The 16,437-nt window shown below is 59.7% G+C and carries 14 protein-coding genes; 2 read left to right on the top strand and 12 right to left on the bottom strand.

The features are described 5' to 3' along the window. Position 1: 1 nt before the first annotated feature. The 6 genes from ACR0J8_RS21055 to ACR0J8_RS21030 are packed head-to-tail and all read right to left on the bottom strand — an operon-like array spanning position 2 to position 5,941. Positions 2–388 carry a Na+/H+ antiporter subunit G gene (locus ACR0J8_RS21055; protein WP_170609573.1) on the bottom strand — a complete coding sequence of 129 codons (387 nt, stop codon included), beginning with the start codon at positions 386–388 and terminating at the stop codon, positions 2–4. A gap of 7 nt (positions 389–395) precedes the next feature. Continuing rightward, complete coding sequence (locus ACR0J8_RS21050) at positions 396–665, bottom strand: K+/H+ antiporter subunit F (protein ID WP_170609575.1); 270 nt, start codon at positions 663–665, stop codon at positions 396–398. Continuing rightward, positions 662–1,159 carry a Na+/H+ antiporter subunit E gene (locus ACR0J8_RS21045; protein WP_170682411.1) on the bottom strand — a complete coding sequence of 166 codons (498 nt, stop codon included), beginning with the start codon at positions 1,157–1,159 and terminating at the stop codon, positions 662–664. Before ACR0J8_RS21045 ends, ACR0J8_RS21050 begins: the two co-directional genes overlap by 4 nt. Continuing rightward, complete coding sequence (locus ACR0J8_RS21040; RefSeq protein ID WP_480892120.1) at positions 1,159–2,715, bottom strand: monovalent cation/H+ antiporter subunit D; 1,557 nt, start codon at positions 2,713–2,715, stop codon at positions 1,159–1,161. The genes ACR0J8_RS21045 and ACR0J8_RS21040 overlap by 1 nt, the downstream gene beginning before the upstream one ends. Beyond that, the gene (locus ACR0J8_RS21035) at positions 2,712–3,071 is read right to left on the bottom strand and encodes a Na+/H+ antiporter subunit C (protein WP_170609578.1); all 360 of its coding nucleotides are present in this window, start codon (positions 3,069–3,071) and stop codon (positions 2,712–2,714) included. Before ACR0J8_RS21035 ends, ACR0J8_RS21040 begins: the two co-directional genes overlap by 4 nt. Beyond that, positions 3,071–5,941, bottom strand: coding sequence for a monovalent cation/H+ antiporter subunit A (locus ACR0J8_RS21030; RefSeq protein ID WP_480892117.1), 2,871 nt, complete (start codon positions 5,939–5,941; stop codon positions 3,071–3,073). The genes ACR0J8_RS21035 and ACR0J8_RS21030 overlap by 1 nt, the downstream gene beginning before the upstream one ends. Positions 5,942–6,163: 222 nt before the next feature. Here ACR0J8_RS21030 and ACR0J8_RS21025 point away from each other — a divergent pair, with 222 nt between their 5' ends. Both ACR0J8_RS21025 and ACR0J8_RS21020 read left to right on the top strand, forming a co-directional pair. Continuing rightward, positions 6,164–6,634 carry a rhodanese-like domain-containing protein gene (locus ACR0J8_RS21025; RefSeq protein ID WP_480892115.1) on the top strand — a complete coding sequence of 157 codons (471 nt, stop codon included), beginning with the start codon at positions 6,164–6,166 and terminating at the stop codon, positions 6,632–6,634. Next, on the top strand, positions 6,634–7,449 hold the full coding sequence (locus ACR0J8_RS21020) for a CE1 family esterase (protein ID WP_480526923.1): 816 nt from the start codon (positions 6,634–6,636) through the stop codon (positions 7,447–7,449). Before ACR0J8_RS21025 ends, ACR0J8_RS21020 begins: the two co-directional genes overlap by 1 nt. Here the strand turns inward: ACR0J8_RS21020 and mdoH are convergent, their stop codons facing one another. The 6 genes from mdoH to ACR0J8_RS20990 all read right to left on the bottom strand — a co-directional run bounded on the left by mdoH (position 7,450) and on the right by ACR0J8_RS20990 (position 16,404). Continuing rightward, positions 7,450–9,321, bottom strand: coding sequence for a glucans biosynthesis glucosyltransferase MdoH (gene mdoH / locus ACR0J8_RS21015; RefSeq protein ID WP_480526974.1), 1,872 nt, complete (start codon positions 9,319–9,321; stop codon positions 7,450–7,452). Continuing rightward, positions 9,318–10,817: an OpgD/OpgG family glucan biosynthesis protein gene (locus ACR0J8_RS21010; RefSeq protein WP_480892112.1), complete on the bottom strand. Its 1,500-nt coding sequence runs from the start codon at positions 10,815–10,817 to the stop codon at positions 9,318–9,320. The genes mdoH and ACR0J8_RS21010 overlap by 4 nt, the downstream gene beginning before the upstream one ends. Then, positions 10,814–12,031 carry an OpgC family protein gene (locus ACR0J8_RS21005; RefSeq protein ID WP_480526919.1) on the bottom strand — a complete coding sequence of 406 codons (1,218 nt, stop codon included), beginning with the start codon at positions 12,029–12,031 and terminating at the stop codon, positions 10,814–10,816. The genes ACR0J8_RS21010 and ACR0J8_RS21005 overlap by 4 nt, the downstream gene beginning before the upstream one ends. 31 nt (positions 12,032–12,062) lie before the next feature. Then, on the bottom strand, positions 12,063–13,433 hold the full coding sequence (locus ACR0J8_RS21000; RefSeq protein ID WP_480892110.1) for a tetratricopeptide repeat protein: 1,371 nt from the start codon (positions 13,431–13,433) through the stop codon (positions 12,063–12,065). A 180-nt stretch (positions 13,434–13,613) separates the two neighbouring features. After that, positions 13,614–14,798: a CaiB/BaiF CoA transferase family protein gene (locus tag ACR0J8_RS20995; RefSeq protein ID WP_480526915.1), complete on the bottom strand. Its 1,185-nt coding sequence runs from the start codon at positions 14,796–14,798 to the stop codon at positions 13,614–13,616. Continuing rightward, positions 14,785–16,404, bottom strand: a complete 1,620-nt coding sequence (locus ACR0J8_RS20990; protein ID WP_480526914.1) for a thiamine pyrophosphate-binding protein — start codon at positions 16,402–16,404, stop codon at positions 14,785–14,787. The genes ACR0J8_RS20995 and ACR0J8_RS20990 overlap by 14 nt, the downstream gene beginning before the upstream one ends. Positions 16,405–16,437: the final 33 nt, after the last annotated feature.

Below are 16,437 nucleotides of genomic sequence, written 5' to 3'. Positions count from 1 at the left end.
GTCAGTTCGCTGTGTGATCCGGGACGTCTTCGACCTGCTCGACCGCGTGGGTGGCCCAAAGCTCATCCTCGCCTGCATCCGGCAGATCGCCGGGCGATTCATGGCGATGAATGTGCCATTTGGCAATGAACAGGGCCGTGATCGGCGCGGTCAGGAACAAAAACAGCGTTATTAGCAGCTCGTGCAGCGACGCGTGATCCTCCAGTAGGACGGAATGAAAGATCGACGCCAGCAGAACGCCCCCCACGCCCAGAGTTGTGGCCTTTGTCGGCGCGTGCAGCCGGGACATCGGATCCTTCAGCTTGATCATGCCAAACGATCCCACGAAACCAAATATGCCCGAGACGATCAGGAAGAAAGCGATGAGAAATTCGAAAATGAAACCCATGTCGCCCTCACTCGATAATGTTGCCACGCAGCATGAAGCGTGCGTAAGCCACCGTTGAAACAAAGCCCAGCATGGCGATGATCATGGCGGATTCAAAGAAGATCTCGGTTCCCAGCCTGAGACCGTAAAGGATCATCAACGCGATGGTGTTGATGACCATGGTATCCAGCGCCAGTACCCGCGTGCCGACACCGTCGGCCGTTACGATCCGCCACAGACACATCATGATCGCCGCGCCAAAACAGGCAAAAGTAAAGTAGATGGCATAGGTGATCATTCGAAAATCTCCTTGAGGCGACGTTCATAGCGTTGCTTGATCTGGTCCCGAACCTCGTCAGGGTTCGGGGCGTCAAGGCAATGGACCAAAAGGTTGTGCCCCTGCGCAGACAGATCGCAGCTGACGGTGCCCGGCGTCATGGTGATCGTTCCGGCCAGCACGGTAATCGCCTCGGGTGTGCGCAGTTCAAGCGGAATACAGACCCAGTTTGGTTGCCGATCACTGTCGCGCTTGAACAGGATGATCCGGGCGACCGCGATATTGGCCATCACAATGTCCCATAGAACGACAAGCATGTATTCCACGATCATCGGCCAGTTGCGCAGTATGGGACGGTCCGGCCAGTAGGGCTGCGTGATGAACGGGATGATGATCCCCAGAATCAGACCAAACACCAGCGAATTCAGCGAGGGTTGGTTGGCAAGCAACATCCACACAAACGTCAGCAGAATGGTCAGATGCGGGTGCGGAAATATCCGGTGTAGCAGTTTGATCATTCTTCACCTCCCATGACGGCCGAGATGTAATTTTCGGGCGAGAACAATTGTCCTGCCGTGCCTTCAGCGTAGGTCAGCGCCGGGCCAGCGAACAAGGTCAACAGCATCAGGCCAAGGACCAATCCGAATACCGCCGTGAATGCCAGCGCCGGTTGAGGTTCGGGCGCAGGCAGAACGACGTCTTCATCTTCATCTTCATCTTCATTTTCGGTCTCTGCTGTGGTGTTAAGCTGCGCGTCGTGGCTTTTCCAGAAGATCAGCGACCCGGCCCGGGCCAGTCCAACGATGGTCACAAAAGACCCGATCAGGATCACCGCCCAGATTGCGTTGGCGTCCGGGGCATCCCGCGCGGCGTCCAGTACCAGCAGTTTACCGACAAAACCGGACAGTGGCGGCATACCGGCCAGCGCAATTGCGCCCACGAAGAACAGCGCCGAAATCAACCCGCTTTGCGGCATCGGAGTGCCGGGCTCAATGGCACCGCCGCGCCGCTGCATCACAAGGTCGGCGACAAGGAACAAAAGCGCCGTCGCCAGTGTCGAGTGGAAAATGTAATATAGCGCGGCAGCGGTTGCGCCGGGCGAGAACAGCGAAATCGCGATCAGCAAAGTGCCCATCGACGCAATCGCGCAGAACGCGACCAGGCGCGCGATGTGCTGTGCTCCCAGAATGCCGATTGCTCCGACCGCCAGAGTGACCAATGCAGCTGGTTGCAGCCAAGCTCCGACCAGGCCTTCTGTCACTGCGACGTCGGGACCAAAATCCAGTGTATAGACCCGCAGGATCGAGTATGCGCCCACCTTGGTCATGATCGCAAACAGCGCGGCCACAGGCAAAGGCGCGTTGGCATAGCTGGCGGGCAGCCAGAAATGCAGCGGCAGAACGGCGGCCTTGATGCAGAAGACCAGCAGCAGCAGTACCGCGCCGACCCGCAGCAAAGCTGTATCTTCAGGTGGAATTTCGGCCACGCGCAGCGCCAGATCGGCCATGTTCAAAGTGCCGGTCACGGAATAGATGGTGCCAAGTGCAAACAGGAACAGGGTCGAGCCAAGCAGGTTGTAGGTGACGTACTGAACCCCGGCTTTCAGCCGTACAGAACCACCACCGTGCGTCATCAGGCCGTAAGAGGCGATCAGCAGAACTTCGAAGAAAACGAACAGGTTGAACGCGTCTCCGGTCAGAAAGGCACCACAAACACCCATAAGCTGGAAGTGGAACAGGGCGTGAAAGTGCTTTCCCCTGTCGTCCCAGCCGGAGGCAATAGAATACAGCACGATGGGAAGGGCCAGCAATGCCGTCAGCAGCACCATCATGGCCGACAGTTTGTCCAGCACCAGCACGATCCCGAATGGCGCGGGCCAGTTGCCCAGTTCATAGACCTGAATGTCGCCGCCCGATGCTTTTGCGGTGATGGTCAGGGCGATACCCAGCAGGCCTACGACACCGGCAACCGAAAAGATGCGCTGCAGGTCCAGATGGAATCGCAGTACCATGATGATGAAGGGGGCCAGGATCGCGGGCAGGACGATCGGCGCAACGATCCAGTGATTCATGCGTCTTCTCCTGCGCCGTCCACGCTGTCCTGCGCGCTCATGTCGATGTGGTCATCCATGGACGACAGATAGGCGGACAGGGCGATCATCACGATCACCGCCGTCATACCGAACGAGATCACGATGGCCGTCAGCACGAGTGCCTGCGGCAGCGGATCGGTGTAGGGCACGTCCTTGTACTTGTTCAGAACCGCCGGCGCGTTCAGCGCCAGCCGCCCGGTGGCAAACAGGAACACATTGACTGCATAGGTCAGCAAAGACAGGCCCAGAATGACGGGGAAAGTCCTGCGACGAAGGATCAGGAAGATCCCGGCTGCGGTCATGACGCCTACGGCAGAGGCTACGAGCGCTTCCATCAGGCCTGCTCCTTCTCTTGGTCTTCTTCTGGCGGATCATCCCGAAGCGGGTTGATATCCATCGGGAACTCCTGCGCCATGCCCGGTTGCCAAGCAAACCGTGACAGGCTGTCCAGCGCCAGCATGACAGCACCCAGAACGGCGAGGAATACGCCGGTGTCGAACAAGATGGCGGTGGCCCATTCGAACTCTTCCAGCGGCGGCCAGTGAATGTAGCCGAAATCGCTGGTCAGGAACGGCCTTTCATTGAACCACGCGCCCAGTCCGGTCGCAGCGGCTATCAGAACGCCCCAGCCGATTGTTCCGTGGTAAAAGAACCTCTGCCGTTCAATGGCCCAGGTGTATCCGCTGGCCATGTATTGCATCAGGTAGGCGATCGCGACGATCAGACCGGCAATAAAGCCGCCGCCGGGCTGGTTGTGGCCGCGGAAAAAGATGTAGGCGCCCACCATCAGGGCAATCGGCATCATCACGCGGGTTGCAACCACCATCATAAGCGGGTGCGAGTCGCCCGATTGCGGCCAGTGCGGTTTGCGGTTCAGAAGATAGCCGCGGACATTGGTGCTCAGAACCGCCTCGGTCAGGGCAAAGATGATAAGCGCGGCAATGCCCAGAACGATGATCTCACCAAAGGTATCAAAGCCCCGGAAGTCGACGAGAATGACGTTGACCACGTTGGTGCCACCGCCGCCCTTGTACGAGTTCGCCAGATGGAAATCCGATATTGTCGGAAAAGCGAAATCACGCAGCATCAGCGCATAGATCAAGGCGCCGCTGCCGATCCCGGCCACGACAGAGATCGCTGCATCCCGCCAGCGGCGCTGGGCGCTGCTGTCCCGTGGGGTTTCGGTTGGCAGAAAGTTCAGCGACAGCAACAGCAGGATCATCGTGACCACTTCGACCGAGATCTGCGTCAGTGCCAGATCCGGGGCGGACAGGTAGTTGAACGCCATTGACACGATCAGACCCACAACACCGATCAGCACAAGTGACAACAGGCGGTTGCGGTGGAACCACATGATCGCCAGCGTAGCGCCCACCAGACAGATCCAGCCGATAATCGGTATGATTGGTGCGGGCAGCGGCACCCGGGTTTCAAGCCCGATCGTTCCGGTCGAATAGGCGTAAAAACCCATCCCCACGGTAAAAGCGATCAAGATAACGGCGTAACGCGAGATGACGCCATTGTGCAACTCGTCCGTGACCCATTGGCTGAGCTTTGTCAGCGCGCCGATCACTGCGTCGAAGATGTCTTTTGCCTCGGGCCGGGGCAGCGCATTCCAGACCTGTTCTCCGCGCTTGTGCAGCGACACTAGGAAAAGACCTCCCAGCGTTGCCACGATGGACATGTACAGCGCCGGAGTAAAGCCGTGCCACAGTTTGAGCGAATAGTAGGGCAGCTTCTCTCCGCCGATCACCGCGCTGGAGACAACGGCGACCAGCGGGCCAACAATAGCGGCGGAATACAGACCGATCAGCACAACCAGAACCACAAGAAATGCGGGGGCCAACCACAGCCCGACGGGCGGATCATGCGGATGCGCGGGGTAATCGTCCCGCTCGGGGCCAAGAAAAACGTGGCCCACAAAGCGGAAGGAATAGGCCGCCGAGAAAAGCGCCGCCAACAAGGCCAGCCCGGGCACCAGATAATGCGAGTTCAGCCATGTTGTATGGACTGTTTCCTCAAGCATCATTTCCTTGGAAAGGAACCCGTTCAGCGGTGGCAGGCCAGCCATCGACAGGGCTGCGATCGTCCCGATGGTGAAGGTGATCGGCATCAGGTGCCGCAACCCGCCCAGCCGTTTGACGTCACGGGTTCCGGTCTCGTGATCGACAATCCCTGCGGTCATGAACAGGGCGGCCTTGAACGTTGCATGGTTGATGATGTGGAAGATGGCGGCCACGGCGGCAATCTTGGTGCCAAAACCCAGCAGCATGGTCACAAGACCCAGATGCGACACGGTCGAAAACGCCAGCAAGGCCTTGAGGTCATCCTTGAACAGCGCAATGCAGGCACCGATCAACATCGTTACCAGACCGGTTGTTGCCACTATGTAGAACCAGGCCTCGGTCCCGGCCAGAACCGGCCACATCCGCGCCATCAGGAACAGCCCGGCCTTTACCATCGTGGCTGAGTGCAGGTAGGCCGAAACCGGTGTTGGTGCGGCCATCGCGTGCGGCAGCCAGAAATGGAACGGGAACTGCGCTGACTTGGTGAAACAACCCAGCAGGATCAGGATCAGCGCGGGCATGTAGTAGGGCGACGACTGGATCAGCTCCTTGTTCTGGAGGATAACGCTCAGGTCGTAGGACCCCACGATATTACCAAGGATCAGCATCCCAGCGATCATCGCCAGCCCGCCTGATCCGGTGACAGCCAGCGCCATGCGCGCGCCCTGACGCCCCTCGGGCAGGTGCCGCCAGTATCCGATCAACAGGAAGGAACTGAGCGACGTGAGTTCCCAGAAAATCAACAAAAGCAGAATGTTGTCGGACAGAACGATGCCCACCATCGCGCCCTGGAACAGAAGAAGATAGGTATAGAACTGCCCCATCGGGTCTTCGCGGGACAGGTAGAACCGCGCGTAGAGGATAATCAGCAAACCGATCCCCAGGATCAGCAGGGCAAACAGAAAGCCCAGCCCGTCCAGCATGAAATTCGCGTTCAGTCCCAGCCCCGGTATCCAGTCGAACCTGGCGGTCACCACCTCGCCGCGCATGACGGACGGAATGTGGATCAGCAGCCCCATCAGTGCCAGAAATGTGGTCAGTCCGGCAGCCGAGGCCGCCGCGTTTCGTCCCGCCCGGATCAGAAGGGCTGGGAACACAGCTCCGAGGAAGGGAAGGGCCGCGATAAGGAATAGGGACAAGTGCGATACTCCGGTCTGGGCGGTCAAAGTGGTATTGATTTTGTAAGGATAATTCTCTGACTGTCCAGCGATTGCAAGATTATGCGCCCGTTTCGGCGTGAAGGGCGCGCGGATTTTCCTTTGGGGCGAAAATGACGCGAACTTGATCCGGTCGATGCCAATTCGACGCGGCAATGTGCTTCGCCCTGTGATAAAACCGATTTGTCGGCATGGGAGCGCGGCGTGGCAGAAAAAGTGAACCGAACGCGAAGGCGGGTAGTTTTGGGTGTTGGTGCCGCCATCGCCGCCGGCTTTGCGATACGGCAGTACCGTCTGATTCCACAGAATTATTCCGGTGGACGGATTCAGGCCGCCGGCGCGTATCAGAAGGCAGTTTCGGGGGACATCCTGCTGGTGGATATCCGCACACCCCGGGAATGGCGCGCAACCGGGATTGGCAGGGGCGCGCATCCGCTTGATATGCGCCGCGAGGACTTCTTGCAGGTGCTCACGCAGCTTGCCGATGGCGATCGGTCTGCGCCTGTTGCACTAATCTGCGCTCGTGGCGTCCGGTCGGCGCGGCTGAGCAATCAACTGACGGCTGCCGGTTTTACCAATGTTATCGACGTCCCCGAAGGCATGCTGGGCTCGGCCGCCGGGCCGGGTTGGCTGCGCGCAGGGCTGCCGGTCGAAGCTTACAAAGAGGACATTTGATGAAAGCGAAATTCTGGCTGGCGCTGAGCCTTTCATTCGCCGGACAAACGGCTTTGGCCACTTGTGCCGAATCTGAAGGTCCGTGCGAGACCACGTCCGGCGAATACCACATCGAATTGCCAAAGGCCGAAAACCCGCCGCTGGTCGTGTTTCTGCACGGCTATGGCGGCAGCGGCAGCGGTGCGATGAAAAACCGCGATATGGTCGATCCCTTGCTCGCGCGTGGCTATGCGGTGATGGCACCCGAAGGGGCAATGAGCAACGGGCGCAAAAGCTGGAACTTCTATCCCGGCTGGGAGGGGCGGGACGATACCGCCTTTCTGACCGAAGTGGTGCAGGACGCAGCCGACCGATTTGGCATCGACAGTGACCGGGTCGTGCTGGGCGGGTTTTCCGCAGGCGGGTTCATGGTGAACTATCTGGCCTGCGATGCGCCAGAGACGTTTTCGGCCTATGTGCCCGTGTCAGGAGGCTTTTGGCGGCCAAATCCGGAAAGCTGCGCAGGGCCGGTCAAGCTGTTTCACACCCATGGCTGGGCAGACAATGTAGTCCCGTTGGAGGGGCGCATACTGGGTGGGGGCCGGTTCCATCAGGGGGATATCTTTGCTGGGTTTGAAATCTGGCGGGAAGCCAATGAATGCCCGGATACCAAACCATCCGGGTTTTCGATCACGGGCAATTTCATGCGCCGAAACTGGACGGGCTGCGCCGAAAACAGCGCGCTGGAGTTTGCGCTGTTTCCCGGTGGTCACGGTGTTCCCAAAGGTTGGGCGGACATGATGGTGGACTGGTACGAAGGCCTGTCCGGAAGCTGATCATTCCGCCGGAGTCATCGTCCCCTTGCCCTCAATCAGGCGTTTCAGTTCGTCACGGTGGCGGCGGGCCGAACGGGTGATTGCGGGTTCGGCGAAGTCCTCGCGCATACCGACCATGCGCCGGGCCGTTCCTGCGGACACACCGCTAAGCGCGGACAGCGGTATAGCCAGGGCCAGGCTGATGGCGATCGGGGCCAGCCAGACCGATACCAGCCCGGCCAGAATCCCAACGCTCAGTGCGATACCGCTGATCGTTTCCAGAGCGTGGCACAGAACAAGGGTGCGCAGGCTATAGCTACAGCCGTCGCGGGCTTGCGGGGACCAACCTTTTTGGATGCCCAATGCAGTTCGGAAGACTGCGATCATCTGTTGTACCATCAGGATCGGGGCATAGAGGATCGACAGGATCACCTCGGACAGGAACGAGATGAAAAACCGCCGCCCGCCACCGAAATCGGAATAGCGAACACCGCTGAGGGGCAGGGCTACGACGCCCAGTACCTTGGGCGCCAGCAACATTGCATACATGACCAGAATGATCAGCACGTGGCGGGTTTCAGTCATTTCCGGCCATTGCGGAAATAGCGGGTTGTCGGGGCTGAAGTAATGCAGAACCGACGCGTCTTCGCCCTGACCGATCAGCGCCCACATGACCAGCAGCGCAAACCACAGCGGCGACATCAGATAGCCGACCGCACCATGAAACATGTGGAAGCGGGACACCGAGCGGAATCCGGCAGAGCCCAGCAGTTTCAGGTGCTGCAGGTTACCCTGACACCAGCGGCGGTCGCGCATGGCGTGGTCAATCAGGGTGGGCGGTGTCTCTTCATACGATCCGCGAATACGCGGCAGGAATCGCACACCCCAGCCGGCGCGGCGCAACAACCCGGCCTCGACAAAGTCGTGGCTCATGATCAGTTGGTCCTGCCCGCTGAAAGATCGCAGTTTGGGCAGCCCGGCGCAGGAAGCAAAGGCACGGGTACGAATGATGGCATTGTGGCCCCAGTAATTGCCTTCCTGCCCACACCAGCGGGCCAAACCTTCGGCAAAGGCAATGCCATAAACTCCGTTGGCGAACTGCTGCATCCGGGCAAAGACCGACTGCGCACCGATCAGTTGCGGATAACTCTGGATCAGGCCCGCGCCGGGATCACGCGCCAGAGAATCCGTCAGGCGGGCGATGGCGCGGCCGGTCATCAGACTGTCGGCATCCAGCACCAGCATCGCGTCCCAGTCCGCGCCCCAACGGCTGACCCAGTCGGCGATGTTGCCGACCTTGCGGTCGGTATTCTGTTCGCGGCGGCGGTAATACAACTCCAGCCCGGGTGCGAGCGAGGTTCGCAGCGCCTCGACGCTGGCCTGTTCCTGCGCTGCAATCTCGGGGTCGCGCGTGTCGGACAGGATGAACATGGCATAGTGATGCTGGCCGCCGCGCGCACGCAATTCTTCCAGCATTGTCCGGGCATTGCCCAGAACGAACCACGGCACTTCGTTATAAACCGGCATCAACAACGCGACGCGCAGCGGGGTCGGGCGGGTCTGGTGTTTGGGCTGCTCCTGCCGCGCAAGCGACGCCATGCCCAGAAGAACTGTGCAGACCGTGAACGAAATCCAGAAGAAATTGAACGAGATCAGCGTCAGCAGAATGCCCTCGATCAGGTTGATCCCTTCGGCCCCGAACCAGTCGGACATCACCCACAACAGGCCCAGCGTTGCGGCCATCGCGGGTGAAAAAGCCAAGGCGCGCCAGAACCCGGCAGACGGATTGTCCGTCCGGGACGGAACCTGTGCGTCACGGAACCCGGCGCTGAAATCCTGCGCCGGCATGGCCAGAGGCGCCTCGGGGGGCATGATATGCAGATCGCGGTTCATGTGGTCCATCTGTACAGCCAGACCTCGGAGGCCGGTTGTTTTCCGACAAGCAACTGCGCGCGCAGTTCGACATGATCCCGTTCGGCGGGTTCAAATGAAAATGCCAACCGCATTCCGCCGGTATCGGGGTTGCGTTGCAACACACCGTCCGAGGTTTCGGCATGAGGCGAATCCACAAAGATCGAAATCGCCTCGAGGTCGTCGAACAAGTCGCTGGCCTCAAAGTCGATGACGGCAAGACGCCCTTCGCCGAACGTATTTTCGCCCATTGCCGTGTTGATTACGCGGGCCATCGGCGTACGCTGTGGATTGTCGCCCCAGATTAGGCGGTAGGATATATCGATCTGGCTGCCCGCAGCATACGGGGCAGCCGGTCGCCAATAGGCAACTATGTTGTCGTAGATCTCCTGATCCGCAGGAATTTCGACCAGCGTGACCGAGCCTTTGCCCCAGTCGCCTTTGGGTTCGACCCACAGGCCGGGGCGTTTGTGATAGTTCGCTTCAAGATCAGCGTAATCCGAGAACTCACGTTTCCGTTGCATCAGGCCAAAGCCGACGGGGTTGGTGTCGACGAAGGAAGAAATCTGCAACCTCGTCGGGTTTGCCAGCGGCCGCCACAGCACTTCACCCGCGCCGTTGCGCACCATCAGCCCGTCGCTGTCATGCACGGCGGGCCGGAAATCGTCGAACCGGCTGTGATTGGTCTGATCGAACAGGAACATCGAGGTTCCGGGCGCGATGCCTACATGGGTCAGATCCTCGCGCGGGAAGAGGGTCGCCTCTACCTCCATCACGCAATCCGCGCCTGCGGTGACATCAAAGCGGTAAGCGCCGGTTACGCTGGGGCTGTCCATCAGCGCATGGACGATCATGTTGCGTTGGCCAGGCGCGGGGCGCTCCAGCCAGAAACGGATGAATTCGGGGAATTCCTCGCCATCCGGATCGCCGGTCTTCAGCGCCAGCCCGCGGGCTGACAGGCCGTAAACTTCGTGCAGGCCAATGGCGCGGAAATAGCTGGCACCCTGCCAGACGCAGAACTCATCGGTTTTACCGGGGCGGTGCATCTCGGTGCGCAGGCGCAGACCGGAGAAGCCCAGAGTGTCGTCCACGGGCAGGTGTGGCACGTCTTCGGATTTGTCGAACATCGCTAGATCGAACGCGACCGGCGTCGTCATGCCGTTTTCAACGGTCGAGACTTGAACAGTGCGCGGAAAATAAAGGCCCGGGGTAAAGAAATCGACGTTGAAGGGTGTCTCGGTCTCGTACCACAGCGCCCGGTCCAGCCGGAACCGGATCGAGCGATACTGCTGATATGTCAGGTCCTGCCATTCCTGCGGCACCATCTCGCGGTCCGTATAGGGGCGGCTGGCCAGATCGCGGGCAAGCTTAATCACATCATTGCGGTCAAACGGAACCTCACCGCCAGTCGCAAACGCGGATGGGGCAAATGCCAGTGCCGTCGATAAGGTCAGAAATGCGCGGCGTGTAAGAATCATTTCTTAGATTTCCATGGTTGCGATTTGAACCATGCGGCCAGATAGGCCACACCGATGATCATGGCAAAGCCAATTATGTTGGCGGCAAAGACAGCGGCGGAATCCCGCCCGGTCTGGTCCAGTCCAACGCCGATAAGTCGTGCCGCTGCCATCGAAAATACGAACACTGCCAGCGATTGCTGACCCACCTTGGTGATGACGGTCAGCAGCCAATGCCAGATCCGCGCCGCCACGCCGTGACCCGAGGCGATCAGGCGATGCCCGTGTTCCCCGGCGGCGACCCAGCCCAGATAGGCCAGTGACAGGAAATGGAGATAACGGAACAGTCCGAATTCGGTTTTGCTCCGCAATTCCTCGGTCAGGGGCCAGGCCTTGCGGATCAGCGCGCCCAGTTCCGGTGCTGCGGAATTCACCCAAAGGAACACCTTCCACGACCCAAAGGGCGCGGACAAGATCAGGAACAGCGCCGCGATCCAGATCAGTGTTTTTGAGACAGGCGGCGCGGGAATCCAGCCGCGCATGAATGCAAAACCGGTAAAGAACAGCAATTGCCAGCCAAATGGGTTGAAGAACCATTGGCGGTCGGACCACGGCTCGGCGGGCAGGGCCAGCACTCCGAACTGGGCGACAAGCCAGATCGCGATCGAGGTTGCCGCAACCGCCCAGAAACCGATCCGGGACAGGCCCATGAACAAGGGCATCATCGCAAGAACCACCAGATACATCGGCAGGATGTCGAAATAGTTCGGTACATAGGTGAGTGTGAAAATCCCGACCATCTGCGGCGCAGGATCGTTGAAGAAATGCTGCAGGTTCAGAGACGAGACATATGTTTTCTCGAACGTGCCAGTCTGGTCCAGTGCGGCCATGGTCATGGCGACAAAGAAAAACAGGCCGATATGTGCCCAATAGACCTGCCAGATACGGTAGGCGACCCGGGCGGTGCCCAGCCACCAGCCTTTGCGCAGAAAGGCCCCGCCAAAGGCAATCGCCGAGGCCATGCCGGAACAGAACACAAAAATCTCTGTCGCGTCCGAGAAGCCGAAGCGTGCCGGAATCCATTTGGCCCACGGATCGTTCGGGATATGCGCGATCAGAATGATGAACATCGCGATGCCGCGATAGAAATCCAGCCGCGGATCGCGCGTGCTGGCAGGGGTCGCAGCCGAAGCTGCAACCGATGCAAAATCAGTAGCGGGCGAAACAGTCGCCATACGTTCTCTGTCCTTCCTGGTCTTTTTATTGTTATTCGGCGGGCACGCTTTGCATGTCACCGCTGTCGCGTGCCGCTGCGATCAGTGCCCGGCGCGCGAGGGCATAGTTGTCCTCGCCTCCGGCCCGCTTGGCACGACGGTCGTCAAGAATGTGCTCAACCTCATCCAGACGTCCGGCGCGCAGGCCGGAATCGATTGTAATACGTTCAAAAACATCACGTTGCGCATGGCTGCCACCTGCCAGTTGCATTGATCCGCGCGCGGCACACAGATGGTCAAAGGCGGTGCCATGCTGTCCGTCGGCGAATGCCTCAAGACCCAGTGCCGCGGCTACGCCGGGATCGGCCATGCGGCGGGTAGTGTCATCCTTGGCGCGTTTTGCGTCTTGCCGGATGCGGTTCAGCATCTTTGCCGTGGCGTCTGCGCGGTTGTCGCCGGTCAGCGCCAGAAGATAATGCAGGTCCGCGAAAATCAAACAGCCATCTTCGGTTCGCGCGGCGGACAAATCGGCCAGTTCTTCCCAACGATTTCCGACATTTACGCCCTCAAGCTCCAACCGCATCAGCAACGAGGTTCCGTTCGAGATGTCGCGGTAATCGTCGGTCTTGTCTTGGCGGATATGGTGATCATACAGCTCCATCACCTGATCGATCTGGCCCAGATCAAGATGCATCAGCGCCTTGTGCCACCACACGTGATAGCGGAAGTTGTTGCAGTGCGACCAGGCGTTTTCCCGACCGGCCAGCCAGTCCAGACCCAGCTGCGCGTTGCCGGTCATCTCATGCACATGCGCGACCGCATGCAGACCCCATGCGTCGTCCGAAACCATCCACAGTGCCTGACGGCCCGCGATTTCGGCCTTTTCATAGGCACCGGTTTCCTCAAGCGCGAACGAGTGGCAGCCCAGCAGGTATCCGCGCCCTGGATGATCCGGCGCATAAGCGGGCAGGATGCGTTCGATCGACCGGCGCATGCCCGGAGCATCGCCCAGCACAAACCGGGTTGCGTGGCTGAGTTTCATGGCCTGCGTATCCTGCGGATGGTCGCGCAGCACCGCTTCGAACTTCTGAACCGCCTGCTCTAACTGACCGGCCAGATAAAGCGCCAGTGCATCGACATAAAGACGTTCGCGGGCCGAGATCGGCTGCCGCGCCATTGCGGCATTTGCAGCCGTCAGCGCTTCGACTGCGACAGGCATCATTTCACGCCGGCCCAGCAATGCCATGAACAATCCTTTGATGGCATGACCCAGCGCAAAATCCGGCTCAAGCTCCAGCACTTTGCCCAAGTGCTGGGGCGTGACCGCTGAATGCGCCATGAACCCAAGCAGAACACCATTCCACGCTTCGACGCTTGCCGGCTGGGTCAAAGTGTTCATTTGTCCAAAAACGTCTTGTTTCATACTTGGGTCCAATCTGATTGCGATATTTGACACTGTTCGATTTATCAGAGTGTGCCGACGGGACGTAACAGTATCGACCCTGCTCTCGAATTGGTGAAAGGCTGTGTGTGTAAAACGCGAAAAAAACCGCCGATTCAAGGACATGTTTCAGCAACATGCCGCCGAAACGGGCACTGTGTTTCAATCGTCGAAGGGATTTTCGGCGCTCAGAACGGCCTGGGTATCGGCGCCAAATGTTGGCGGAGCCGCACGATAGGTGACCGGCGTGCGCGATAAATTGAGCGGATTTCCGATCAGTTGCACGGGCCCGGGCTGCGCTTGCATGGCGATCTGCATGTTGCGGGCCGCCGCCTGATCGGTGGCAAAAACCTGATCCAATGTTTGTACCGGACCAACGGGAACTTTCTGGTCTTCCAGACCCGCGATCACCGTTGCGGTGTCCATGCCTTTCAGGGCAGGCCGCAGCACTGCGTTCAGGGCATCGCGGTTTTCAAGGCGGGCCGGGTTTGTTGCAAAAAGGGGATCGTCGGCAAGGTCTTCGCGGTTGATGAAACGGCAGAATCTTTGAAACTGTGTGTCATTGCCGACTGCCAGAATGACGTGGCCGTCTGACGTTTCATAGACGTCGTAGGGCACGATATTGGGATGCCCGTTGCCTCGCCGTTGCGGAACGTTGCCGGATGTCAGGTAGTTCACACCTTCGTTGATCAGCCATGCGATCTGCGCGTCGACCAACGCCAGATCGATCTGCTGTCCTTCGCCGGTCTGGTCGCGGTGCCGTAAAGCCGCCAGTATGCCGACGGTGGCGTACATGCCGCACATCACGTCGGCAATGCCGACACCAACTTTCATCGGCGCGCCTTCGGGGTCGCCGGTCAGCGACATGATCCCGCCATAGCCCTGCGCCATCAGATCATAGCCGGGTTTGCTCGCATTAGGTCCGGTTTGCCCATAGCCCGAGATCGAGCAGTACACGAGCCCCGGAAGCTCCTGTGACAGAGATACATAGTCCAGCCCGTATTTGGCCAGCCCGCCGGGTTTGAAGTTCTCGATCAAAATATCCGCGTACGAAGCCAGTCGCTTGATTTCGGCCTGACCCTTGGCGGTCGTGATATCGATCGCCACTGATTTCTTGTTGCGGTTGGCTGCCATGAAATAAGCACTCAGGTCCGAGCGGTTTCCGTCCGCATCCTCGACATATGGCGGGCCCCACTGCCGTGTGTCGTCGCCACCCGTTGCCGGGTTTTCGATCTTGATGACACTGGCGCCCAAGTCGCCCAGCAATTGCGTGCAGGTCGGCCCGGCCAGAATACGGCTGAGATCCAGAACCTTGACGCCTTTCAGCGGCCCTTCAGATGCGGCCATCGTAACCTCCGCGCTCAATCTCAGCGGCGATGACCGTGAATGTGTCGGCTTTTATGGCGGCATCCAGTGCCGCGCGCAATTCGGCGCGATTGCGAACAGTGTGGCCATTGCCGCCAAAGGCGCGCCCCATGGCGGCAAAATCGTGGCGGTCGAAGTCAACGCCCCGGTTGCCCATCTGACGCTGGCGCTGCTTTAGCTCAATCAGCGCAAGGCTGGCATCGACAAAGACCAGAAAGATCGGATTGCCACCCATTTCAGCAGCCGTCGAAAGCTCACCGGCGACCATCAGGAAACCGGCGTCGCCGGAAAAGCTGATCACGGGATGGTCCGGTTCTGCCAGTTTCAGGCCTATGGCCATCGGCACGGCGCAGCCCATGGTGCACAGGGCCGAGGATTGTATCAGCCCGCGCGGCTCAGAACATTCCCACATCTGGCTGAGCAGGATGCGATGCGCGCCGCTGTCGGCCGTCGCCAGGGTTTCAGGTGGAAGCGCTGCGCGGGATTCCGCGATCACTGCGGCGGGTCCCCAGTCGTCATCCATCGGGAACGCTTGCGCCAGTGCCGCTTTCACTTGTTCGGGCTCACCACCAGGCCACGTCGCGCGCGCGGGATTGCCCTTGGCGATGGCCTCCAGCGTGGCCGCTGTGTCGGCAACCAGATTGAGCCCGGCCTGATGCATGTAGTGATCGTTGACGACCGCCGAGATGTCGATCACGCGCTTTTCCTCGGGGTCCCAGATCTCGCGCCAGCCGGGGCGCATTTCGATTGGGTCATAACCCAGGCACAGGACCAGATCGGCCTGCTCCACCAATGGCACCAGATGCTTGTCCGCCAGCGGGGACAGCCCTGCAGCGCCCAGACACAGGGGATGATCCTCGGGCACCACACCCTTGGCCTTGTAGGTGGTTACAAAAGGAATTCGGAAGTGCTCAAGAAAGGCCCGCACTACACAGCGCGAGTCGTCATAGAGGACATCAAGCCCGATGATGGCCAGCGGACGCTCGGCGTCGGCGACCCAGCGCCGGGCCTTTTCAAGGCAGTTCCCTTCGGGGGCAACGGCGGCGGGCTTGGTCAGCCGGCGCCGTTTCGTGTTGCTGACACGCGTATCGGCAACCGAGATCGGCACGTCGATATGCACGGGGCCAAGACGTGGCTGATTGGCGAGCGACACGGCCTTGTCTGCGACGATATCCGCGCCCTCGGCGGTCATTACAAACGTGCCCTTCGTGATCGAGCGGTAGACCCGGGAGTGGTCCATAACCTGATGCGTATAGGTCAGCGCTTCGTCCGCGTCGACGCAGCCGGTCAGCACGATCATGGGAACCCGGTCTTGCAACGCGTTCGCCACCACGTTGATTCCGTTCATCGCACCGGGGCCTAATGTCGCCACCAGAATTGCAGGCGCACCATCGCGATGATGTACCGCCTCGGCCATAAAACCGGCCGAGTTTTCGTGTTTGGCCAGATGAAAGGTGATACCCGCCCTCTCAAGCGCGTCGACCAGCGTCAGAACTTCTCCTCCGGGCATACCGAAAGCATGGCGACAACCGGCCTCGTACAGGCGTTGGGCCAGAATATCCGCCGCGCGGGGTGAAAAGTCCTGCATCCGTCATGCTCCGATACACAAGTTGCACAGCAG

The sequence above is a fragment of the Ruegeria sp. N11 genome (assembly GCF_056531525.1).
Note: the sequence above shows the minus strand (reverse complement) of the source record. Positions and strands in the feature narration are given on the sequence as shown.